This window comes from Tateyamaria sp., assembly GCF_039940735.1.
Taxonomy (GTDB): domain Bacteria; phylum Pseudomonadota; class Alphaproteobacteria; order Rhodobacterales; family Rhodobacteraceae; genus Tateyamaria.
This window is the reverse complement of sequence record NZ_JBDVGB010000091.1, coordinates 24,674-46,417: the sequence shown is the minus strand read 5'-3', so window position 1 is coordinate 46,417 and position 21,744 is coordinate 24,674. Positions and strand designations below refer to the sequence as shown.

Genomic DNA, 21,744 nt, shown 5'->3' with positions numbered 1-21,744 from the left:
GATCAAGGACGTTCGATCGCAATGGCCGTACCTTCGCCGCCGCCAATGCAGATCGCAGCGATACCACGTTTGAGACTTCTGTGTTCGAGCGCGTGCAACAAGGTGACAATGATCCGCGCGCCGGATGCCCCAATCGGGTGTCCCAAAGCGCAGGCGCCGCCATTCACGTTGACGATGTCGTGGTCCAGCCCCATTTCGCGCATAAAGGCCAGCGGAACGACGGCAAAGGCTTCGTTTACCTCCCACAGATCGACGTCTTCTTTTTGCCAGCCGATGCGCGCCAATAGCTTTTCGGCAGCGGGAACGGGCGCCGTTGTGAACAAGCCGGGGGCTTGGGCGTGGCTGGCATGACCAAGAATGCGGGCACGGATTGGTAAATTTTGACTTTGGGCGGTATCTTCGGATGCCAGCACAAGGGCGGCCGCCCCGTCCGAGATCGACGACGCATTGGCCGCCGTCACTGTCCCACCTTCGCGAAACGCCGGTTTGAGGTTTGGAATTTTATCAGGGCGCGCGGTGCCGGGTTGCTCGTCTGCCGTTACCGACACAGTGCCTTTGCGCGTTTTAATTTCTACGGGCGTCACTTCGGCATCGAATGCGCCATTCGCAATTGCATCCTGCGCACGGGCAAGCGAGGCTAGCGCATATTCGTCCTGCACAGCGCGGGTGAACTGAAAAGTTTCCGCGCAATCTTCGGCAAATGTGCCCATCAAGCGCCCTTTGTCATAGGCGTCTTCCAGACCATCAAGAAACATATGGTCAACCACCTGAGAATGCCCCAAGCGCGCACCATCTCGCATTTTGGGCAGCATGTAGGGCGCATTTGACATGCTTTCCATACCGCCAGCGATCATCGTATCGGTCTGACCTAGTGCAATTTGGTCAAAGGCCATCATCACCGCTTTCATCCCCGATCCGCACATCTTGTTAAGCGTGGTGGCTGGGACGTTCTCGGCAAGGCCTGCGGCGAACCCTGCTTGACGCGCCGGCGCTTGACCTTGGCCTGCGGGCAAGACACACCCCATCAGCACTTCATCCACTGTGGGCAGTTTGGCACCCGCCAAAGCGGTTTTGATCGCGACGCCGCCCAATTCTGCCGCGGACATGTCAGACAGCGCACCCTGAAATCCACCCATGGGCGTGCGTGACGCCCCCGCAATGACGACTGATTTCATGAGGGTCGGTCCTTTTGGGTTGGTGGCAATACAATAGTAATGATTGCGATTTAGACACGCAATGCAACCAAAACAGAACATGAGGAACCATGATGGAACTTCGCAGCCGATCAGAAGACAACCTGCAAGTTGTCTCTGTTCTCGACAACAGAATTGATGCCGCTGTCGCCATCGAATTCAAAGATGCCATGCGTGCCTCCACTGATGAAGGCAACGATATCGTCATCTTAGACCTTAGCGAAGTACATTTCATTGATTCCAGTGGGTTAGGTGCAATTGTCGCCGCCATGAAAAACATGGGGAAATCGCGTAAATTAGCCTTGGCAGGCCTAACCCCGACCGTCGAAAAAGTATTCCGCCTTACGCGAATGGACAGTGTTTTCAGCGTTTTTCCAACGCTAGACGGTGCTCTTGAACAATTGAAGTCCTGATCAGTCCTTGCCTTTGAAAGACGACATCATGCCAACCGCCACCTTTCTCCCAGTTTTTCGGGTTTCCGTGCAAAGCAGCGAACTCGCCGTGCGGGAGGCGTTGAAAAGCTTGTTGAGTGGTTTGATGCCATTGTCGTTGGACCTAGAAGAGGCTGGCACCGTCGAAATCGTCATGGCCGAAGCGCTCAACAACATTGTCGAACATGCCTATCCCGACGGTGACCCTAAGGGATCGATCGACATCACTTGCGAGCATCAAACAGATGGCTTGCATTTGACAGTTATCGATCAAGGTCGCTGCATGCCCGACGGACGTATGCCGTTGGGAACAGCCGCCAATGTGGATGTAGCCTTAAACGACATGCCCGAAGGCGGCTTTGGCTGGTTCTTGATCAAAGATCTGGCCAAAGACGTAAGTTACGAACGCATTGGTTCAGAAAACTGGCTGACCCTGCGTCTGGCCGTAGCAGCAATCTAGAGCACAAAAAACCCGCGCCCTAACGGCGTGACCCGCAATCTAGCGACGGTGAAAAAACCACGATAGTGTTTTTGATGGTCATCCTACGTACATGGTCTGAACCTCAATCCTGCCATCAAGATGCCTGCACTTTAGCGGACCGCAGCATATGCCTTGTGGCGACCCTCACTGCGCAGCTCGTCTTCTTTGAAACGCATGTTCCTGCAAAAAGTGCTCTTAGCCCGTATTATCGCAAAACCGCCCCCCCTTGACCACATTCCCGCCTTGATCCGACGGCATACCTGTTCTTGTAGCTGCATATAGCTTCCCTCGATGCCGCGTTTTCTTGCCCCCACCCAGTGCGCGGCATCGAGGAATTTAAAAACCCCAACATTAAAGTGGACAACACCCGCAACGCAGTTACGTTGCGAGGAACATTGAATACTCAGGGGGCTTTCCATCATGCGTGACTTTCATCTTCCGGGCCGTTCGCCTGTTCTGGCGACCTCTGGCATGTGTGCGACCTCTCATCCGCTCGCCGCACAAACCGCTATCGAAATTTTGAAAGCGGGCGGCAACGCGATGGATGCCGCGATCGCCGGGGCGGTTCTGTTGGGCATTTGCGAACCCCAAATGACCGGCATCGGCGGGGATTGTTTCGTTCTGTGGTCCGACGCCAATGGTAAGATGAACGCGATGAATGGCTCTGGCCGCGCGCCATCTGCGCTGGATGCCGCTGATCTTCGCGCAAATGGCGACAGCGTGGTCCCGATCCACAGCCCGCATGCTGTCACAATCCCCGGCGCTGTTGATGCGTTTTGCACCCTGTCCGAACGCGTTGGCAAACTGGGCTTGGACCGCATCCTTGCCCCTGCAATCCACTATGCAGAAACGGGTGTGCCGGTGGCACCCCGCGTTGCGTTTGACTGGTCCAAGGATGCAGGGACGCTCCAAGGTAAAGCGCGTGACCATTTCCTGATCAATGGCGACGTGCCGCACACCGGTCAGATGTTTGCGGCACCCGGACAGGCAAAGGTCTTGCGCAAGATTGCTGAACATGGGCGCGACGGGTTCTATTCCGGTGAAGTGGCCGAAGATATCCTTGCGACGCTCACCGCTTTAGGCGGCAAACACACAGAACAAGATTTCGCCTCGACGGCTTGCACCGACACCACCCCAATCAGCAGCACATACAAGGGCGTCGATCTGTTTGAGCACCCGCCCAACGGTCACGGCGCAACTGCCAACCTTATGCTCAACATGTTGGCGCATTTTGACATTGCCGGCATGGACCCCCTCGGCGCCCAACGCGCGCATATCGAAGCCGAAGTCGCGAAGCTCGCTTATGATGCGCGCAACCGATTCTTGGCTGATTTCGATTTCACCACCCGCCTGGAACACATGTTGGCGCCGGAAACAGCGGCGCAGCTGGCCGCGTTGGTCGACCCGAACCGTGCTTCGGCGGACCCAAAAGCGTTGTCCGAACAAGTCCACAAAGACACGATTTATATCACCGTGGTCGATCGCGACGGCATGGCCGTTTCGTTGATATATTCGGTTTTCCATGGCTTCGGGTCGGGCATCGCGTCGGAAAAATACGGCGTTCTTTTGCAGAACCGAGGCGCAGGCTTTACACTCGAGGAAGGTCATCCCAACGAGTTAAAAGGCAGTAAACGCCCGATGCACACGATCATTCCCGGTTTGTTGGCAAAGGACGGCAAACCTTACATGCCTTTTGGGGTGATGGGGGGTGCTTATCAGCCTAACGGCCATGCGCGGTTTGTCAGCAACATGGTTGATTTTGGAATGGATCCGCAAAGCGCCATCGATGCGCCCCGCGCCTTTAGCGACAGTGGTGATATGAAGGTCGAGCGTGGATATAGCGATGCGGTGCGCGCAGAACTGTCAGAAATGGGGCACAAGGTTAGCATCCCAGATGTCGCAATTGGCGGCGCGCAGGCGATTGCGATGCGGGACGATGGCGTGTTGGAAGGCGCGAGTGATCCGCGCAAAGACGGTTGTGCCCTTGGGTACTGATGGACCGACGGGTGCGCAATCACTGCGCACCTTTTCTATCAATTCAACTGGAAGTGCAGCGGATACGTGCCATCCTGAAACGGGCCAAACAGGTCGGGAATGTCGGGGTGGTCCACTGGTTCGCCAGAATAATCGGCAACCAAGTTTTGTTCAGACACATAAGCCACGTAATAGCTTTGGTCGTTTTCAGCCAGCAGATGGTAAAACGGCTGTGCTTTTCTGGGGCGGCTGTCCTCAGGGATGGCTTCGTACCATTCATCCGTATTGGAAAACTCGGGATCCACATCAAAAACAACACCCCGAAAGGGGTGCTTTTTGTGCCGGACAACTTGGCCCAAGTGATATTTCGCGCGAGTTCTGAGCATTACATTGCGCCCCCTATCGACCGTGACTACACGGAGCAAGGGACATTTGTCCAACAATTGAACGCATTTTACCGGAAACAGTCTGTGAACCTGACAGTAACAGTCCTTCAAGTCGTTGCCCCAGTGTTTATTTTAGCCAGTATCGGCTTTGTCTGGGTGAAGATCGGGCTGGAATATCGCATCGAATTTGTCACCAAATTGGCGATGACTTTGTCGTTGCCGTGCCTCATTCTTGTGTCGCTGATGCAAACCCGAATCGATCCAGAGGCGTTGACGGCCTTATCGCTTGCCGCCGTAACAGCCTATGCCATCATCACCGCGGCATTTTTGATTTTGGTCAAACTGCTCCGCCTTGAGACCCGCACCTATACCGCGCCGCTGATCTTTGGGAACACTGGAAATTTAGGTTTGCCCTTGGCGCTTTTTGCATTTGGCGACATCGGTTTAAGCTATGCGATCATCGTTTTTGCCGTCATGGCGTTGTGGTCCTACACCTTTGGCATCTGGTTGGTGGCCGGGGCCGGATCACTGGGCAAAGTACTGCGCGAACCTTTGGTTTGGGGCACCGTATTGGGTGCCGTGTTTCTGTGGCGGGGTTGGGAAACGCCCGAATTTCTAACCAACACCCTTAGCTTGATTGGTCAAATTGCGATCCCAGTCATGTTGATCACTTTGGGCGTTGCTGTCGCACGGCTATCGGCACGTGGATTGGTGCAGGCGGCGCTGTTGTCTGCTGTCAAACTGGCGCTGTGTGTTGGTGTTGCGTGGGGCGTTGGGCAGATCTTTGAACTGAATCCAACAGCCTTTGGCGTGCTGGTTTTACAGGTCGCCACCCCAGTGGCCGTGACTTCGTATTTGCTGGCTGAAAAATATGGCGCCGATGCCCCGTCGGTCGCTGGTTTGGTTGTTGCATCCACTTTGATGTCGGTGGCCGCCTTGCCTTTGATCCTTGCCGCAGTCCTATAAGATTTCGTGATTTCCAACGCCGTCTTTTTTCGCTATGATGTGACAAAATAAAAAACAAAAAGCGAGTGAGGCAAATGAGCAGACTCTTTCGCGCGATGGCATTGGTTCTTTTGGCTGCCAGCTGTGGTGGCGGGTCGGGTACGGCCCCCCGTCAGCTGGATAACGCCTGTTCGATCCTGTCCGAGCGCCCGACATACCTATCGGCCTTTAAGGCCACTGAACGCAAATACGGCGTGCCTGTGCACGTGCAGATGGCGACGATCTATCAAGAAAGTAAATTTGTGTCCGACGCGCGCACGCCGTTCCGCTATGCGGCGGGTGTGGTGCCGCTGGGGCGGCAATCAAGCGCTTATGGCTACAGCCAAGCGTTGGATGGCACGTGGGACGAATACGTTGACGCCACAGGCAAACGCACTGCGCGGCGCGATCGTATCAGGGATGCCACAGACTTTATGGGCTGGTACATGGCGCAAACACAGTCGCGCCTAGGTGTGCCGCTGTCAGACGCGCGCAATCAATATCTTGCCTATCACGAGGGTCGCACGGGCTTTGCCCGCGGGTCCTACAACAGCAAGCCATGGTTGGTGCGTGTCGCTGGTGAAGTTGGTCAACGATCCAACTTGTATGCGTCGCAATTGCGGTCTTGCAGCTAAAATAACGGGCAAGGCGGCTTGTCCGCCCTGCCCCGCATTTCGAATCGCACCTTAGGGTCGATTAAACAAACGATTGGGCAGATTGCCCCCAACTTTGACTTCGCCCAGCACCACTGTAGTTTGACCACCTCCGTCATCGTTGATGACCCATTGGCGCAGCTGCACTGGATTTTCCGTGAATTTCATCTGGATATTGCCGTATTCTGGGTGCTCTGGATCTTGCGCCGTCACCACAGTCGCAGTGCCATCAAAATCATGCCCCACAACCATGTTCGCCGCCCCAAGGTTCACGTTGCGTGCCAAGATCAGCGACAGCGGTGTGCGCCGCAGCGGATAGGTTTCCGGCGGCTGGTTCGATTTGGAATCCGCAATATAAACCGCATTGGCAGACACCACGACAAGCGCGGTGTTGGGCGCATTGTACTCAAAACGCATCTTACCCGGCCGCTTGATATAGATGTTGCCTGTGTCGACAGACCCATCGTCGTTGATCTGGGTAAAGGTGCCATCGACCGTCTTTAGGTCATTCAGATAGTTCGAAATCGCGCCCAAAGGCAGCTTGTCCGCCCACGCGCCTTGTGCGGTCGTAACGGCCAGTGCAACTGCTGCGATACGTGAAACCAAAGTCATTTTTACAGTCCGTCCTTTCGGATCATTGTCGTTGATCCAAATATAGGACGGACCGCATTGATATGCGATAGCAAGCGGCGATCATGCGCCTATTGCGCGGGTTAACCCTGTTCTGGAACCAAAATTTCACGTTTGCCAACGTGGTTGGCCCCAGAAACAACGCCCTGATCTTCCATTTGTTCGACCAGACGCGCCGCCTTGTTATACCCAATGGCCAGTTTGCGCTGGATGTAAGAGGTCGAACACTTGCGATCCTTCAGAACGATGGCCACGGCGGTGTCATAAAGCGCGTCTTCGCCATCGGTGTTTCCACCCAAACCAAGCACCGCATCAATGCTGCTTTCTTTGTCTTCGTCCGGGCCGTCCAGCACGCCGCTGACATAATCCGGCACACCAAAGGCCTTGAGGTGATTGACCACCTCTTCGACTTCCTCATCCGACACAAACGGCCCGTGGCAACGGGTAATCTTGGCACCACCCGCCATATAAAGCATGTCACCCATGCCCAGCAGTTGTTCGGCCCCCATTTCACCCAAGATCGTGCGGCTGTCGATTTTAGACGTCACTTGGAAGGAAATCCGCGTGGGGAAGTTCGCCTTGATCGTACCAGTGATAACGTCAACCGATGGCCGCTGTGTCGCCATGATCAAGTGAATGCCAGAGGCACGCGCCATCTGCGCCAGACGCTGAATACAGGCCTCGATTTCTTTGCCCGCAACCATCATCAGGTCGGCCATTTCGTCGACGATAACAACGATATAGGGCAACGCCTCGGGTGCGAACTCTTCTGTTTCAAAGATCGGTTCGCCCGTGTCGTCGTCAAATCCGGTTTGCACAGTGCGGCTGAACATCTCGTCCTTGGCCAAGGCTTCGCGAACGCGTCCGTTATAGCCCTCGATGTTGCGCACGCCCATTTTGGACATCTTGCGATAGCGTTCTTCCATCTCGCCCACGGTCCATTTCAGGGCCACAACCGCCTTTTTCGGGTCCGTCACAACAGGCGACAAAAGATGCGGGATGCCATCATAAACCGACAGTTCCAGCATCTTGGGATCAATCATGATCAAACGGCATTCCTGCGGCGTTAGCTTGTAAAGCAGGCTTAGGATCATGGTGTTGATCGCCACCGATTTACCGGAACCCGTCGTACCCGCAATCAGCAAGTGCGGCATCTTAGCCAAGTTCGCGACCATGCTTTCGCCGCCGATATCCTTACCCAAAGCCAGCGGCAGACGCATATTGCTGTCACCAAAGTCGCGCGACGCAAGGATTTCACGCAGCACTACTTTTTCACGGTTTTCATTTGGCAGTTCGATACCAATGACCGAACGGCCAGGAACAGTCGACACACGCGCCGAAAGTGCGGCCATGGAACGCGCGATATCATCGGCAAGCCCGATCACGCGAGAGGCCTTAAGGCCCGGCGCCGGTTCGAGTTCGTACATTGTAACGACGGGACCGGGGCGCACAGCAACGATTTCGCCTTTGACGCCATAGTCGTCCAGAACCGTTTCCAACATGCGCGCATTTTCTTCGAGCGCTTCGTCGCTGAGATGACTGCGCGCCACGACAGTGGGCGTTTCGAGCAGGCTCAATGGCGGTAATTCAAAGCCGGGATGTGAATCTTCGAACGCCAGCTTGGGTTGCGCTTCGGCCTGTGCACGGACGCTGGGTTGGACGGGCTTACGCACCGGTTGTTGCACCACTTTACGCGGTTCCGCGACCGGGATCACCGGGGCGGGGGCAACCGGAGCGGGTGCCACAGGTTCGGGCACATCCAAGGTGACCATAGGTTCGATGACTTCGTCCATCACCTCTTCGGGTGCGGCATAGGTCGGGGTGGCAATACTTGCCGCAGCGAGGGCCGTCATCGGCGGTTCAGGCGGCAAACCATGTTGCGGCGTCGTGTTCAACACCAACGGAGAAGGGCCACGCCCGCGCCCTTTGGTCAATGGTGTGGTTGAGTTGGAACCACCAACCGGCCCACCACGCACACGCGATTTGATGACATCAGAAATCTTGTTCTTGATCCGCTCATCGCCCGGACCTTCGCCCACATCAGCAACGCTATGGCTTTCGACCAGTTCCATTTCCGGCATCTCTTGCGGTTCTGGATCAGCGCGTTTGATCAGTCCCGGCATGCGGGCCAACAGGCCTGGTTTGGGCGCGTCTTCTGCCACGTCATCTTGTTCGGACCAAGCAGAGACCGGTGGAACCGTTGCGGCATAAGCTTCCGCCTCGGCGGCTTCAACTTCGCGCTGCGTGCGCCGTTCGGCCTGTTTTTCTTGCATCACACGCGCGGCTTGGACAGCGCCACTTGCGCCCCGGCCCAGCAACGTCATCAATCCGGCATAGGCCACAACCAGCCCGACCAGAAAAAATCGCGAAAGGCGTGTCACTTCAGCGCGCGTAAAGCCCAAAACAAACGCGCCAAAGACAAGGATGCCAAGGCCCATCAGCAAAGACATCAACTTGACCGTAAAGGTCGACCCAATGGGCAGCGCCGTCAGTAAAAAGGCCATGACCGTATCGCCAAACAGACCGCCAAGGCCAAAACCATGGGTCGCGCTCCACTCTGCACCGGGTTGCAACGTTGCGGCATATACCGACCCCAAGGCCACGGCAATCGGCGCGAAAATCAAACGCCCCAAGGCCCGATCACGCCCCCAATGCAGCATAAACCGCACGCCCCAAACAATAAGAACGACAGCGATACCAAAAACGCCCCACCCGGCGATCATAAACATAGGTGCGGCCAAAGACGCGCCAGTGCGCCCCATCCAGTTTTGAACAGGCGCATCTGTCGAGGCCAGCCAATTCGGATCATGAGGCGTATAGCTTAGCATCATCGTTGCTGCCATCATGCCGACGACCAACAAGGCGATCCCGACAAGCTCGCGGCCGCGTTTTTCGATCGCCGCCTGCACATTCTGATCAAAAAGTGGATCACGCTGTGTTTGAAATGCCATGCCTCGTTCCTCGTTTTTTATGTGGCGAAAAGAGTGTCACGGATGGCATGAAGCCCCCGCTCGGTCTCTGCCATTGGGGCGACCATGGCCACCCGGATATATGTGTCACCGGGGTTGAACCCGTCGATTTCGCGCGCAAGATAGGCCCCGGGCAATACCCGCACGCCAGTTTCTTGCCAAAGTTTAAGCGACGCGGCCTCGCCATCCGGCACGGGAAGCCACAAAAAGAATCCCGCTTCGGGTGCCGCATAGCCTGGAACGTCGCCAAAGACGGCGTCGGCCAGCGCGTATTTCTCGTGATATTGACGACGATTGTCGATCACGTGTTCTTCGTCCGCCCAAACGGCGGCGGCAGCGTGCTGCAAAGGTGCAGGCAAAGGCGTGCCCGCATAGGTGCGCAACTGACGCACTTCGCGCATGGTTTCAGGCCCACCAACGATAAACCCCGAACGCAAGCCCGGAAGGTTCGACCGCTTAGACAGCGAATGAAAGGCCACAACCCGCTCGGGGTTCGCCCCTTCAAGGCATTCCAACACGCCCACCGGGGGCACATCGCGATAAATTTCAGAATAACATTCGTCGGCGAACAACTGGAAATCATACTGCTCGGCCAATGCAATCAAGTCACGCCAGTACCCCTTGTCGGCAACTGCACCTTGCGGATTGGCGGGCGAGCACATGTAGCAGGCCACCGCGCGGTTTAAAATCGCAGGATCAACAGCAGCAAAGTCAGGCAAATGCCCAGTTTCCGCCGTGGCAGGCACCAAATAAGGCTCCGCCCCCGCCGAAATCGCGGCCAACATATAGACCTGATAAAACGGGTTCGGCATCAACACGACAGGGCGCTGACCATTTTTGACCTCGGGACACAACGCCATCCCCGCATTATAAAGCCCTTCACGCGTGCCATTCAGCGGCATCACGTGCACATCCGGGTCCTTGGTCACACCATAGCGACGACCCAACCAATCACAGAACGCACCGCGCAATTCGGGAATACCTTCATTGGGCGGATAGCTGTTAAAGCCTATGGCATGCTCAGCGATGACATCCGTCACCCACGCAGGAAATGCATGCTTGGGGTCGCCAATGGTCATATGCACAACATCGCCGCCCGCCGGATGATGATCCAAAAGGGCGCGCAAACGTGGGAACGCATACGCCGGAAGGTTCGAAAACCGCTCGGGAAACTTCATAAAACTGCCTCAGACACGGGATCATGATCGCCCCGTTTGTCCTAAACTAACCCAACCAAGACTCCTTCGTCCAGAAAAACCACGCCAAAACTCGCAACACGTGGCAATTCGGCCAAAGAACCCTCCTTCATTGTTCTAAAAATATGCTTGGGGGAGTCCGCAGGACGGGGGCAAAGCCCCCTAAAAATGTCGTCGCGCAAGCGTCCTTTGGATCAGCCCAAGGCCGCCTCAGCCGCTGCACCAACGCGCAATAATGCCGCTTCACAGTCCCGCGCACCCATCATCATAATCCCACAGCTCGGTACACCGGTCGGTAAAGTCAGCGCACAGATCCCCAACAAATTGCCGATGCGTGTGTTGCGCAGCGCCAAAAGGTTCTCCGTTTTGTAATAGTCGCTGTCCGTATTCAAGCGTTCCAAATTAGGCGGCAAGTTCGGGGTCGTTGGCGCCAACACCGCATCAAAAGACACAGTCGCCGCATCCCACGCCCCGCGCGCAGCCTCAAGCTGCGCCCACGCGGCACTATAATCAGGCGCAGTGAAAGACGCACCAAGACGGAAACGTTCCAAAATCTCAGAATACATCGCATCCGGATTGGCCTCGATAATGTCACGCCACAACCCATAGACTTCGCCCGGCAGCAATGGCCCTGTAACCGCAAGTGCTTCGCTCACGGCAGGCACCTCCAACGGTTCGATGACCGCCCCCGCAGCGCGTAACTTGCCAAGTGACGCTTCATAAGCCGCCAAGGGGGCTTCGCGAATATCGTCCAGCACAGCGGTTTGCAGCGCCGCAAAGCGTCGTCCCTTTAACGATGCGCCGCGCAAATCAGGGGCCGGTGCCCCCTCCATGACAGCCATCAAAAGCGCCGCATCCTCGACGCTCCGGGTCAATGGCCCGACTGTGTCGAATTTCAAACTCAGTGGCACGCACCCTTCCAAAGACAACCGACCATGCGTCGTCTTCAACCCCACAAGATCGTTCCATGCCGAAGGCACGCGCACCGACCCGCCAGTATCTGACCCGATGGCCGCAGGGGCCAACCCAAACGCAACTGACGCCGCCGCGCCAGAAGATGATCCCCCCGGCACGGCATCCGCGTCATTCACACAAGGCGGGGTGTCGGTAGAAGGATTGTAGCCCAATCCTGAAAAGGCCAGCTCGCTCATGTGCGTTTTGCCCAGACACACCAATCCCATGGCCGTCGCATTGGCCAGCACCCTCGCGTCTGCGTCCGGAACACGCCCGGCCAGCAGCTTCGATCCGGCTTCGGTGCCCTCCCCTGCCGTGTCAAATAGGTCTTTCCAACTGATGGGCACACCGTCCAACGGCGATAAGCGTTGACCAGCCTTGGCGCGCTCAGACGCGGCGCGCGCCTCGGACATGGCCCGATCTTCGGTCAGGCGGGCATAGATCCGGTCCTTGAGTGGATGCGCATGGATACGCTCGAAAAACGCATGGGCCAGATTGACGGGATCAACCTTGCCTTCACCAATAGCACGCCCCAAATCGCTTGCGCTTTTGCTTAACCAGTCTTGCATCGTCCATCTCCTGCCGCGTTTGATTTGACGGTAGCGACGTCCGGGCGCATGGACAATCCCAACTGCGCCGCCATAGTGCGGGACATGAAAAACGACAGCGATATCCTGATCACCGGCGGCGGATTGTCTGGCCCGATCCTTGCCCTTGCTCTTGCCCAAAGCGGGCACCGGGTCATTGTAATCGATGCCTTGTCCGAAAAGGTGCGCAAGAATGCAGCCTTTGATGGGCGCAGCTATGCAGTGGCGTTGACATCGCGACGACTTCTTGCGGGCATTGGTGTGTGGGATGCCGTCGCGGATCACAGCCAACCTATGCTTGAGATCAAAGTATCAGACGGGCGCGCGGGGGAAGGGCCATCGCCGTTTTTCATGCATTTCGACCATGCTGAAATCGAAGAAGGCCCGATGGGTCACATGGTACAAGATCGCCATCTGCGCCGCGCACTTTTGGACGCAATGGCAGCCACGGATGGGGTCACACATCTGGCGGGGGAAACCGTTGTCGCGCAAAACGTGGCACCTAGCGGCGTGTCGGTCACATTGGCCTCAGGCAAAGTGTTAAATGGGTCGGTGCTGGTCGGCGCAGATGGGCGCAGCAGCGGCACGGCCCAGCGCGCAGGCATCAAACGCAACGGTTGGACCTATGACCAGACGGCTTTGGTCTGCGCGATCGCCCACGAAAAGCCGCACAACGGCATCGCGCACCAGTTCTTTATGCCTGCAGGTCCGTTGGCGATCTTACCCTTGCCGGGCAATGTCAGTTCCATCGTCTGGAGCGAAGCCGAGCAAGTGGCGTCGGCCTTCAACGCCCTGCCGGACGAAGAGTATTTGGAAATGCTGCGCCCTCGCTTTGGAAATTTCTTGGGCGAAATCACCCTTACGGGTGCGCGCTATACCTATCCACTGTCTTTGTCGCTTGCGGCGCATTTGGTGGCAGAACGAACAGCACTTATTGGGGATGCGGCCCACGGGGTGCACCCGATTGCAGGTCAGGGTTTGAACGCTGGGATGCGCGATATTGCAGCATTGGCCGAAGTCATTACGGATGCAACGCGGCGCGGTGAAGACCCCGGCAGCGTGGCTGTTCTTGCCCGTTATGAAGAATGGCGTCGCTTTGACAACACAGCGCTTGCATTGGCGACCGACAGCTTTAACCGGCTGTTTTCAAATGATAATGCGCTAATTCGTGGCTTGCGGGATATCGGCATGGGGTTGGTGGGCAACATGCCCACCTTACGGCGCGGATTTATCCGCGAGGCCGCAGGGCTGACGGGCGACTTGCCGCGACTGATGCGCGGCGCGCCGCTTTAGTCCAGCTTGCGCGCTTCATCCACCAACATCACGGGAATGCCGTTGCGGATCGGGTAAGCAAGGTTTGCATTGACCGAAACCAATTCCTGCGCGTCCGCATCATAGCGCAATGTGGCGTGCGTTTGGGGGCAAATCAGGGCCTCCAACATGCGGCGGTCCGCGTTTATGCTCATTGGATCATGTCCCCTTCTCCACTGCGTAGATCAAATTCGATCAAGGTCACCAATGTCTCGCGCCGCGTGCTAAGCGATGGCGCTTCGAGCAGGGCCTGTTTGTCTTCAGGATCGAAATCCAACATCATCGACAACGAATTAACCAACAGTTCATCTTCGGCGTCTTTCAGCGTATCCCAATCCGCCGACAAGTCGCGCGCATCAAAGTAGCGCCCCAAAAGGTCTAGAAAAGCCGGGCGATTGAAATGAACGTCTTCTTCGGTGTCGCCTTGGTCGCGGTCGAACCCTTCCCAACTCACGTCGCAACGGCGATAGGGCGTGAACCCTTCAACCTCAGACATCACGCGAAACCGTGACACACCAGCAAGCGTGATCATGTATCGGTTGTCTTCGGTTTCCGAAAATTGCGAGATGCGTCCCGCGCACCCGATCGTGTGCAACCCAATTCCGTCGCGCCCGGCGACTTCGTTTGGTTGCACCATGCCGATCAGTCGCCCGGGTGTTTTCAGCGTGTCATCAAACATTTGCAGATAGCGCGGTTCAAACAGATGTAACGGCAAACGGGCGCGCGGCAACAGCAACGCACCCGGCAGCGGAAACACGGGAATTGTATTTGGAAGGTCGGTAATTTTGATCATACCAAATCAACTAGCCCGCCAACGCCATCAAGCAAATATCATTGAGCTCAAACGGCGGCGTCCGTTCAAAACAATTGGGTCATCGGCTTTGAGTGCGTCGAAAATTGTGAACAGCTGCGCCTTGGCGGCACCGTCGTTCCACTCACGGTCGCGCCCGAACAGGGTTAGCAATTCATCCACGGCTGCTTCGGTGTCATCGTTTGCATGCAACGCCTTGGCCAATTCCAGACGGGCCTCGTTGTTGTTTGCGTCAGCATCGACGGCAGCGCGCAATTCGGCGACAGGGCCAGCATCGGCGGCTTGTTTGGCCAATTCCAATTGCGCATGTGCTGCGTCAAGCTCTGGACTGTTTGAGATTTCAGCGGGCGCGCCGTTTAGGATCGCCTCCGCCTGTTCAAGATCATCAAGTGCGATGTGGGACCGCACAAGACCACCATAGGCAGGCGCATTTTCTGGGTCTTCTTCGAGGATGGCGGCAAAAGTTTGCGCGGCGTCTTCTACCGCACCTTCGGTGAGCATTTCTTCGGCAGCTGCGACGGCTTCATTCAGGCCATCCTCGGGGGATTCCCCGCCGGATGCCTTGATGACCCGCTCAACAAAAGCGATGATTTCAGAGCCGGGTTGAGCGCCTTGAAAGCCGTCCACGGGCTGGCCCTGCCAGAACGCATAGACGGTCGGGATCGACTGGATTTGCAACTGACCGGCCAACATTTGGGCCTCGTCCACGTTGATTTTGACCATTTTGACAGCGCCCTTGGCGGCTGTCACGGCGTCTTCAAGCATTGGGCCGAGGGTCTTGCAAGGGCCACACCACGGGGCCCAAAAATCGACGATCACGGGCGTCGTTTGGCTGGTTTCGATCACATCGACCATAAAGGTCGCTTCGGTGCTGTCTTTGATCAAATCGGCGGGAGCCGGGGTGGCGGGCGAGAGTCCGAGATCCATTGTCATGATCCTTCCATCAAATGTCCCGCGTTATATGGAGCGGAATGGGCGGGCTGCCAAGGGGGTCTGGATATGCCGCAGGCCGGAACAGGGCGTGGGGTGTGGGGAAACAATGGGTTACAGAGGTCGATTTGGGGGCCTTAGGGAATTCGAGTGGTGGGTCAAAAGCTCCCGAAAGGTAGGTGATCGATGGATATCCAAAGTTTGCTAAAAATCTGGATGAACTTTCCTCACGCGAAACATCAATGCGCTGCGCAGCAAAGGGCGGGAACGAATCCGTAACGTCCTATTTTTTACTGCAGTGGAGATCAGCGTTGGCGCGGTTTAAGTTTAGTATATTTCAGTGTCGAGTAATGTTCTGCATCCGGAATCTCATGCAAAACAGCATTTGAACCTAACAAATCCTTCAGTCGCTGCGACATCTCAGGTGGAGACCACGTGTCCTTCGAGCCATGCCAAAGATCGACCGGACATTGCACCAATGGCAATACATTGCTCCAATCAGCAACATATGAAGATACATAAGTGAGGTAGGTGCCGGGTTCACTAGCAAAACTTCTGTAAAGCGCCCGCGCCATATCTTCTTTGAAACTTGGATCCTTCAAAAGCTGTCTTTCGAGAGGACCACTCTTTGCAAACAAGGCATTAATCAAGATGCTAGGTGCAAGCCTTGCGGTAAGCCCCTGAACCCACGTGATGGCTCTCAGCATTTTTGGGCGTTTCATCGCCAAATCAAAAACAATCTTCCCAGCCATATCAGGCAGAAAATCCCCCGTCGAAAGTGGCGCAGCCGGCGAAACCAATGTTAGGTTTGACACCAATTCAGGGCATGAAGCAGCTATCTTGATGGCGACCATCGCGCCAATCGAAAAACCGACTAAATGAATTTTTTGACCATCGCTCAATTTTCGGATGGATTTGAGTAGATTGACCTCTTCAGGGCCTAGGCGCAACAAATCTAGCGCAATTACGTTGACCTCTGGGTTCGCGCCTTGCAACAGACTCGCATCTCGAACACTCCCCGGCATTCCGTGGCAGAAAACGACTGTTGGCATTGGCGACTCCTGTGCGCGTACTAGCGTTCGAGTACACTAATATAGGCTAACCAAAGCAGTACGGAAATTTGGATTGTCGTCATCCAGTTTGCGATGGTGAAGGTCAGTTTTGTCCCGCAAAACGGACCTGTGAACATTGATAACTCAGGTGCTGAGTCCAGTCTTCGTCGACGTATTCTCCGCCCCGCCGTTGGGCGGTGGTGGGCAGATTGCCCACCCCATAGTTACACGTCGAACGTCGCAAAGACCGGCGCGTGGTCGCTGGGTTTTTCCCAGCCGCGCGCGTCGCGCAGCACGCGGCTGCCGGATGCCGATCCGGATATGTCAGAGGTGGCCCAGATGTGGTCAAGGCGGCGGCCTTTGTCGGCGGCGTCCCAATCCTTGGCGCGGTAGGACCACCATGAATACAGCAAGCCATCAGGGATATCTTGGCGTGTGACGTCCACCCAGTCGCCAGAGGCTTGGACAGCGGCCAAGTGATCCACCTCAATCGGTGTGTGGCTTACGATTTTTAGCAGTTTCTTGTGATCCCATACGTCATCTTCACGCGGGGCGATGTTGAGGTCGCCCACGAGGATCGATTTTTGAGGAGGGTTGGCCGCGAAATGGTCGCGCATGTCGGTCAGGTAGTCGAGTTTCTGGCCGAACTTTTCGTTTTTATCGCGGTCGGGGGTGTCGCCGCCTGCGGGCACATAGAAGTTGTGGATGGTCACGCCGTTTTCCAGCGTGCCCGCAATGTGGCGGGCGTGGCCGAGGTCTGCAAAATCAAACGCACCCGCTTCGACAATCGGGGTTTTGGACAGAATGGCGACGCCATTATATCCTTTGTCACCCCGCGCCACCATGTGCGGATACCCAAGGGCCGTGAACTGTTCGCGTGGGATTTTGTCGACCGGGCTTTTGCATTCTTGCAGGCACAGCACATCGGGCCCCTGTTCTTGCAGCAATTTACACACGATCGGTTCGCGCAGGCGGACTGAGTTGATGTTCCAAGTGGCGAGAGTAAAAGGCATGAGCGTTGCTTTCGATAAGGGGTGCGCGGACCCTATCTTTGTGCTGCACGCGCGGCCAGCCCCAATAGGCGAGAGACCGCTGTATCGCGGCAAACCCCTTGCAATTTAAACGAGTCGCTCTTAGATGGTCGGTGCGACGTTACCACTATCGGCCCACTGCTCCTCACGGCACAGTCTCTCGATCTTGCAATGACTTAGCCGACCTGCCGCATCCCGTGGGCAGATTATTAGGAGAAAATGACATGGCCACTGGTACAGTCAAATGGTTCAACACTACTAAAGGTTTCGGTTTTATCGCCCCCGATGGCGGCAGCAAAGACGTGTTCGTACACATCTCTGCCGTTGAGCGCGCAGGCCTTACAGGTCTGGCCGACAACCAAAAAGTGACTTTCGACATCGAAGCAGGTCGCGACGGCCGCGAAAGCGCCGCCAACATCGCACTGGCGTAAGCGCCTGCGCCCTTTTTAGGGTGTGCTTTGAGATTGATTTGAAAGGCCCATCGGTGACGATGGGCCTTTTGCTTGCAAAGAGCTTGACCAAGCTAAGGTCAACATTCAGGTCGTCCGGGGTTATCCGCCGCCTCGTCGCAGGCCACGCACATTCCCCCCACGCTTTACCCCGTTTTACGTGTTTCGTTGGCTGTGTGCTTTGATTGCCTTTCATGCGAAATGGCGTTCAGCGGTGTTGAAATCGATTTAGGCACCGGTTCGTCACTGTTTGCGTCTAGACCGTTTGGCGTGCCTTGCATCTGAACTGTCGACGGATTGATATCATCCGAGAATGCGATGATTTCATCCGCCACGAGGCTAAGCTGCGATGCGTCGTGGCTCGCGGTGATCGGTAAAAGGCTGCACGGTTTGGAAGGGATAGGGCCATCAAGCAAAAACGCTGTACGCCCCCAATGCCCACCAGAATTCAGGCCATTTGATAGGCTGATGCCCGGCGAAAGTTCCATTTCAAAGAAGACAAAAACGGCATGGATGGTGCCCGTGACAGAGCAGATAAGATGCTGCCTTGTTTGTGCAGCTCGTATATCCGGGCGCATAAAATTGAACTGAAACAGCTTCTTAGCGGGACCTAATGGCCGCAACTGGCAAGCCGACAGGTCATTTGGTGTCATTTGCGCGACTCTCGCCAGGCTATGAAATGCATCCAGATCGAACCCTTCGGCTTTCTGCGGGCGCCATTGGTTCAAAAGCTGGTCGCTTTCCACCAACTGTGCCTTGAGCGCGCCCCGTTCTGGAATGGCACGGGCGCCGGGTTTGGCAAGTCGATGCATCGCATGGGCAAGCGTCGCAAGCGCACCTTCCCCCAGCAAGACTGTATCGACGATCTCGGAAATGACGATATCTGCCGGTTCGGGGATATCCACACCAACAACAAGGTTGTGCGACATTTTTGGAATAACCGTGATGCGATCTGCAAAGCCATTTTGCTCGATAACCCGCTCTGCGGCTTGGGCAACCAGGGGTTGTTGTTCGCAGGTGTATACATGTTTCGCACCTGCACGCGCGGCCAGCATCGCGGTCAGACCAGCACCACAACCGATGTCGAGAACAACGTCACCGGGTTTGACCTTTGCGGCAATGGCCTTTGCATAGGCGCAATTACGGACCTCATCCGCAAGCATTGGGAAATGCCAACGAGGGACAAACGTCTGATTAAGCCGCTCAAGCAAAATCTGCGCTTCGTGATGGTAAGGATCTTTGACCAAAGCCTGTGAAAGGAGCTGTGACGTTCGCAATCCGCCGTCTGTCAGAGGTTCAACCTTCGCGAGATCGACAAGGTGCGCGACCTCTTGTGGAGACTGGCATTCGTGATTTTGCCAATCTTGATGTTTGTTCCCAAAGGCGACCGCCTGGTCATTTGGCATTATTCATTCGTCCTCATTCTAAGGCATTACAACGGACGAACTTATGGGCGCGCGTGGATAACATATGGTGAATGCGTGTTCAGTTTGGGCAAGAATTTTGACCTCATCCCGCATTGTCTGCCGCCTGTTTACTTCTGATATCTGGGCGGCAGCAAAGTTTGTAGAATTGCGCGCTAAATTGCGTCACCAAAAAAACGGCCAAAAAAAAACCCGGGCACGAAGCCCGGGCAAGTCCAACAGGGAGGTGCATGTTTTGCCGCTGCGCGACCCCGACATGCGCGGGTGTATGACTAACTTATGTGCGGTTAGAATTTAACCAACCCCAGCCGCGAAAAAACTTATGAAACCAGCCGATATCCGCCGGATTCAGTCACCAACAAACGTGCGTTCGAAGGATCAGGTTCGATTTTCTGACGCAAACGATAGATATGTGTTTCCAGCGTGTGCGTGGTCACACCCGCGTTATAGCCCCAGACCTCGTGCAACAGCACATCGCGCGGCACAACGCCTTCGGTCGAGCGATAAAGAAACTTGAGGATGTTTGTTTCTTTTTCGGTCAGGCGGATTTTCTTGTCTTCTTCGGTGATCAACATCTTGACGCTGGGCTTGAACGTATATGGCCCAAGGGTAAAGACGGCGTCCTCGGACTGCTCGTGTTGACGCAATTGCGCGCGGATACGGGCCAAAAGAACAGGGAATTTGAAGGGCTTACTGACGTAGTCATTCGCGCCTGCATCTAGCCCAAGGATAGTGTCTGCGTCCGTGTCGTGGCCCGTCAACATCAGAATCGGGGATTTCACGCCTTGCTTACGCATCACACGGCATAGTTCGCGCCCGTCGGTGTCAGGCAAGCCCACATCCAAGATCACAAGATCATAAATCGCTTCCTTGGCTTTGACGAGTGCGTCACCGCCATTCCCGGCTTCGAACACATCGAAGTCTTCGGTCATAATCAGTTGCTCGCTGAGAGCTTCGCGCAAGTCTTCGTCATCATCTACCAGCAGAATTTTCTTAAGCTGTGCCATGGGTCTACTCCATTTTCTGTCTAGTATAGATGCAAGTCATTCTTGGCATGAGCAAGTTTTCAAAATTTTTCCTCACGCCCATGTGTGAGGAGCACGGGAATTGTTTCAATTACGTAGCGTTTTGCGTATGTCAGGCGGAAAGCAGTGAGGATCTTGTAACATGGGCCTGGCCCCGGACATCGTTGAAACACTCGCACGGGCACGCAGCGACCTGCGGATGGGAGTGCCTATTGTCCTAATCGGTAAAACCACCGTTGTAGCGGCGGCGATCGAAACTTTGTCACCCGAACGTTTGGCCGCCATTCGCGGCCTTGGGGCCACGCCGGTTCTTGCATTGACCGCGCGGCGCGCCGAAACCTTAAAAGCGCGGGCGTATGATGGCGACATCGCGCGCATTGCGCTGCCAGACAGTTCTGCATTGGGATGGGTTCAGGCGGTGGCTGATCCTGCCGACGATCTAGCCGCACCGATGAAAGGACCTTTGAATTCGGTACGTGGTGGAGACGCTGGTGCACATCGCGCCGCACTTGCTTTGTGCAAGTCAGCCCGGCTTTTGCCAGCTACGATTTGTGTGGAAGTGGAGGATGGTGCCGCCGTTGCTGAGCAGAATGGCCTGACGGCCGTCGCTTTGAATCACGCCAACCCATTGCTGGATTTGCGCAGCCTCTTGCACCCTGTGGTTTCGGCGCATCTGCCTTTAGAAGTATCCGAGGCTGGGCGGTTGCATGTTTTCCGGCCCGAAGATGGCCGCGAGGAACATTACGCCATCGTCATTGGTCGACCGAACCCTGCGGCACCGGTTCTTACTCGGTTGCATTCAGCCTGTTTCACAGGCGACCTTATGGGGTCTCTCAAGTGCGATTGTGGTCCGCAATTGCGCGGTGCATTGGCACAGATGGGCGCTGAAGGAGCGGGTGTTTTATTATACTTGAACCAAGAAGGGCGCGGCATTGGTTTGGCCAACAAGATGCGTGCCTATAGTTTGCAGGATCAGGGGTTCGATACTGTGGAAGCCAATCACCGATTGGGGTTTGAGGATGACGAACGAGATTTTCGGCTGGGTTCCGACATTCTTAAATCGCTTGGGTTTGGAGCCGTGCGCTTACTGACAAACAACCCGGCCAAGGTTGCCATGATGGAGGCAAGCGGGATCGCAGTGCTTGAACGTGTTGAGTTAAAGGTCGGAGAGAACCACTTTAACCGCGATTATCTAGCGACGAAGGCCGCAAAGTCGGGGCATTTACTGTGAAATCTGAACCATTAGGGGGGCTTTGCCCCCGCCCTGCGGGCT

21 protein-coding genes are annotated in these 21,744 nt (G+C 55.8%); 8 read left to right on the top strand and 13 right to left on the bottom strand.

The window, feature by feature from the left end:
• Positions 1-2: 2 nt before the first annotated feature.
• Complete coding sequence (locus ABJF76_RS18910; RefSeq protein ID WP_413820255.1) at positions 3-1,175, bottom strand: thiolase family protein; 1,173 nt, start codon at positions 1,173-1,175, stop codon at positions 3-5.
• 92 nt (positions 1,176-1,267) lie between these two features.
• Between ABJF76_RS18910 and ABJF76_RS18905 the strand changes: the two genes are divergently transcribed.
• From ABJF76_RS18905 to ABJF76_RS18895, 3 genes are all read left to right on the top strand, one after another.
• The gene (locus tag ABJF76_RS18905) at positions 1,268-1,606 is read left to right on the top strand and encodes an STAS domain-containing protein (RefSeq protein ID WP_413820484.1); all 339 of its coding nucleotides are present in this window, start codon (positions 1,268-1,270) and stop codon (positions 1,604-1,606) included.
• A 28-nt stretch (positions 1,607-1,634) separates the two neighbouring features.
• Positions 1,635-2,084: an ATP-binding protein gene (locus ABJF76_RS18900; RefSeq protein ID WP_413820254.1), complete on the top strand. Its 450-nt coding sequence runs from the start codon at positions 1,635-1,637 to the stop codon at positions 2,082-2,084.
• A 441-nt stretch (positions 2,085-2,525) separates the two neighbouring features.
• Positions 2,526-4,100 carry a gamma-glutamyltransferase family protein gene (locus ABJF76_RS18895; protein WP_413820253.1) on the top strand — a complete coding sequence of 525 codons (1,575 nt, stop codon included), beginning with the start codon at positions 2,526-2,528 and terminating at the stop codon, positions 4,098-4,100.
• A 38-nt stretch (positions 4,101-4,138) separates the two neighbouring features.
• Here ABJF76_RS18895 and hspQ read toward each other — a convergent pair whose 3' ends face one another.
• Positions 4,139-4,465 (bottom strand): heat shock protein HspQ, encoded by a 327-nt coding sequence (hspQ, locus tag ABJF76_RS18890; RefSeq protein WP_413820252.1) that lies wholly within the window; start codon positions 4,463-4,465, stop codon positions 4,139-4,141.
• A gap of 84 nt (positions 4,466-4,549) precedes the next feature.
• On the opposite strand from hspQ, the gene ABJF76_RS18885 reads away from it, so the two are divergent.
• Positions 4,550-5,431 carry an AEC family transporter gene (locus tag ABJF76_RS18885; protein ID WP_413820251.1) on the top strand — a complete coding sequence of 294 codons (882 nt, stop codon included), beginning with the start codon at positions 4,550-4,552 and terminating at the stop codon, positions 5,429-5,431.
• Positions 5,432-5,505: 74 nt separating this feature from the next.
• Positions 5,506-6,084: a lytic transglycosylase gene (locus ABJF76_RS18880; protein WP_413820250.1), complete on the top strand. Its 579-nt coding sequence runs from the start codon at positions 5,506-5,508 to the stop codon at positions 6,082-6,084.
• 51 nt (positions 6,085-6,135) lie between these two features.
• On the opposite strand, the gene ABJF76_RS18875 is transcribed toward ABJF76_RS18880, so the two are convergent.
• The 4 genes from ABJF76_RS18875 to ABJF76_RS18860 all read right to left on the bottom strand — a co-directional run bounded on the left by ABJF76_RS18875 (position 6,136) and on the right by ABJF76_RS18860 (position 12,420).
• Positions 6,136-6,714, bottom strand: a complete 579-nt coding sequence (locus ABJF76_RS18875) for a LolA family protein (RefSeq protein WP_413820249.1) — start codon at positions 6,712-6,714, stop codon at positions 6,136-6,138.
• Positions 6,715-6,815: 101 nt separating this feature from the next.
• A complete protein-coding gene (locus ABJF76_RS18870; protein WP_413820248.1) occupies positions 6,816-9,683 on the bottom strand; it encodes a DNA translocase FtsK in 2,868 nt (955 codons plus the stop codon).
• Positions 9,684-9,700: 17 nt separating this feature from the next.
• The gene (locus tag ABJF76_RS18865) at positions 9,701-10,879 is read right to left on the bottom strand and encodes an aminotransferase class I/II-fold pyridoxal phosphate-dependent enzyme (RefSeq protein ID WP_413820247.1); all 1,179 of its coding nucleotides are present in this window, start codon (positions 10,877-10,879) and stop codon (positions 9,701-9,703) included.
• A 212-nt stretch (positions 10,880-11,091) separates the two neighbouring features.
• Positions 11,092-12,420, bottom strand: a complete 1,329-nt coding sequence (locus ABJF76_RS18860; protein ID WP_413820246.1) for an amidase — start codon at positions 12,418-12,420, stop codon at positions 11,092-11,094.
• Positions 12,421-12,468: 48 nt separating this feature from the next.
• Between ABJF76_RS18860 and ABJF76_RS18855 the strand changes: the two genes are divergently transcribed.
• Complete coding sequence (locus ABJF76_RS18855) at positions 12,469-13,731, top strand: FAD-dependent monooxygenase (RefSeq protein ID WP_413820245.1); 1,263 nt, start codon at positions 12,469-12,471, stop codon at positions 13,729-13,731.
• Here ABJF76_RS18855 and ABJF76_RS18850 read toward each other — a convergent pair.
• From ABJF76_RS18850 to ABJF76_RS18830, 5 genes are all read right to left on the bottom strand, one after another.
• The gene (locus ABJF76_RS18850; RefSeq protein WP_413820244.1) at positions 13,728-13,904 is read right to left on the bottom strand and encodes a Trm112 family protein; all 177 of its coding nucleotides are present in this window, start codon (positions 13,902-13,904) and stop codon (positions 13,728-13,730) included. The two genes, ABJF76_RS18855 and ABJF76_RS18850, sit on opposite strands and share 4 nt — an antisense overlap.
• The gene (locus ABJF76_RS18845; protein ID WP_413820243.1) at positions 13,901-14,542 is read right to left on the bottom strand and encodes an LON peptidase substrate-binding domain-containing protein; all 642 of its coding nucleotides are present in this window, start codon (positions 14,540-14,542) and stop codon (positions 13,901-13,903) included. Before ABJF76_RS18845 ends, ABJF76_RS18850 begins: the two co-directional genes overlap by 4 nt.
• Before the next feature lie 27 nt (positions 14,543-14,569).
• Positions 14,570-15,487: a tetratricopeptide repeat protein gene (locus tag ABJF76_RS18840; RefSeq protein ID WP_413820242.1), complete on the bottom strand. Its 918-nt coding sequence runs from the start codon at positions 15,485-15,487 to the stop codon at positions 14,570-14,572.
• A gap of 308 nt (positions 15,488-15,795) precedes the next feature.
• Entirely contained in the window at positions 15,796-16,542 is a 747-nt protein-coding gene (locus tag ABJF76_RS18835) for an alpha/beta fold hydrolase (protein ID WP_413820241.1), read from the bottom strand.
• Between the two features lie 224 nt (positions 16,543-16,766).
• The gene (locus ABJF76_RS18830) at positions 16,767-17,555 is read right to left on the bottom strand and encodes an exodeoxyribonuclease III (RefSeq protein ID WP_413820240.1); all 789 of its coding nucleotides are present in this window, start codon (positions 17,553-17,555) and stop codon (positions 16,767-16,769) included.
• 242 nt (positions 17,556-17,797) lie between these two features.
• Here ABJF76_RS18830 and ABJF76_RS18825 point away from each other — a divergent pair, with 242 nt between their 5' ends.
• The gene (locus tag ABJF76_RS18825; RefSeq protein ID WP_108836582.1) at positions 17,798-18,004 is read left to right on the top strand and encodes a cold-shock protein; all 207 of its coding nucleotides are present in this window, start codon (positions 17,798-17,800) and stop codon (positions 18,002-18,004) included.
• Between the two features lie 164 nt (positions 18,005-18,168).
• Here the strand turns inward: ABJF76_RS18825 and ABJF76_RS18820 are convergent, their stop codons facing one another.
• Together ABJF76_RS18820 and ABJF76_RS18815 are read right to left on the bottom strand one after the other, a co-directional pair.
• Positions 18,169-19,428, bottom strand: coding sequence for a 50S ribosomal protein L11 methyltransferase (locus ABJF76_RS18820; protein WP_413820239.1), 1,260 nt, complete (start codon positions 19,426-19,428; stop codon positions 18,169-18,171).
• 338 nt (positions 19,429-19,766) lie between these two features.
• Positions 19,767-20,453, bottom strand: a complete 687-nt coding sequence (locus tag ABJF76_RS18815; protein ID WP_413820238.1) for a response regulator transcription factor — start codon at positions 20,451-20,453, stop codon at positions 19,767-19,769.
• Positions 20,454-20,613: 160 nt separating this feature from the next.
• Between ABJF76_RS18815 and ribA the strand changes: the two genes are divergently transcribed.
• The gene (gene ribA / locus ABJF76_RS18810) at positions 20,614-21,702 is read left to right on the top strand and encodes a GTP cyclohydrolase II (RefSeq protein ID WP_413820237.1); all 1,089 of its coding nucleotides are present in this window, start codon (positions 20,614-20,616) and stop codon (positions 21,700-21,702) included.
• The last annotated feature ends 42 nt before the right edge of the window (positions 21,703-21,744 follow it).

Coding starts and splice junctions, on each gene's coding strand:
- ABJF76_RS18910 (WP_413820255.1), bottom strand. CDS start 1,175: ATGAAATCAGTCGTCATTGCGGGGGCGTCACGCACGCCCATGGGTGGA.
- ABJF76_RS18905 (WP_413820484.1), top strand. CDS start 1,268: ATGGAACTTCGCAGCCGATCAGAAGACAACCTGCAAGTTGTCTCTGTT.
- ABJF76_RS18900 (WP_413820254.1), top strand. CDS start 1,635: ATGCCAACCGCCACCTTTCTCCCAGTTTTTCGGGTTTCCGTGCAAAGC.
- ABJF76_RS18895 (WP_413820253.1), top strand. CDS start 2,526: ATGCGTGACTTTCATCTTCCGGGCCGTTCGCCTGTTCTGGCGACCTCT.
- hspQ (WP_413820252.1), bottom strand. CDS start 4,465: ATGCTCAGAACTCGCGCGAAATATCACTTGGGCCAAGTTGTCCGGCAC.
- ABJF76_RS18880 (WP_413820250.1), top strand. CDS start 5,506: ATGAGCAGACTCTTTCGCGCGATGGCATTGGTTCTTTTGGCTGCCAGC.
- ABJF76_RS18875 (WP_413820249.1), bottom strand. CDS start 6,714: ATGACTTTGGTTTCACGTATCGCAGCAGTTGCACTGGCCGTTACGACC.
- ABJF76_RS18870 (WP_413820248.1), bottom strand. CDS start 9,683: ATGGCATTTCAAACACAGCGTGATCCACTTTTTGATCAGAATGTGCAG.
- ABJF76_RS18865 (WP_413820247.1), bottom strand. CDS start 10,879: ATGAAGTTTCCCGAGCGGTTTTCGAACCTTCCGGCGTATGCGTTCCCA.
- ABJF76_RS18860 (WP_413820246.1), bottom strand. CDS start 12,420: ATGCAAGACTGGTTAAGCAAAAGCGCAAGCGATTTGGGGCGTGCTATT.
- ABJF76_RS18855 (WP_413820245.1), top strand. CDS start 12,469: ATGGACAATCCCAACTGCGCCGCCATAGTGCGGGACATGAAAAACGAC.
- ABJF76_RS18850 (WP_413820244.1), bottom strand. CDS start 13,904: ATGAGCATAAACGCGGACCGCCGCATGTTGGAGGCCCTGATTTGCCCC.
- ABJF76_RS18845 (WP_413820243.1), bottom strand. CDS start 14,542: ATGATCAAAATTACCGACCTTCCAAATACAATTCCCGTGTTTCCGCTG.
- ABJF76_RS18840 (WP_413820242.1), bottom strand. CDS start 15,487: ATGGATCTCGGACTCTCGCCCGCCACCCCGGCTCCCGCCGATTTGATC.
- ABJF76_RS18835 (WP_413820241.1), bottom strand. CDS start 16,542: ATGCCAACAGTCGTTTTCTGCCACGGAATGCCGGGGAGTGTTCGAGAT.
- ABJF76_RS18830 (WP_413820240.1), bottom strand. CDS start 17,555: ATGCCTTTTACTCTCGCCACTTGGAACATCAACTCAGTCCGCCTGCGC.
- ABJF76_RS18825 (WP_108836582.1), top strand. CDS start 17,798: ATGGCCACTGGTACAGTCAAATGGTTCAACACTACTAAAGGTTTCGGT.
- ABJF76_RS18820 (WP_413820239.1), bottom strand. CDS start 19,428: ATGCCAAATGACCAGGCGGTCGCCTTTGGGAACAAACATCAAGATTGG.
- ABJF76_RS18815 (WP_413820238.1), bottom strand. CDS start 20,453: ATGGCACAGCTTAAGAAAATTCTGCTGGTAGATGATGACGAAGACTTG.
- ribA (WP_413820237.1), top strand. CDS start 20,614: ATGGGCCTGGCCCCGGACATCGTTGAAACACTCGCACGGGCACGCAGC.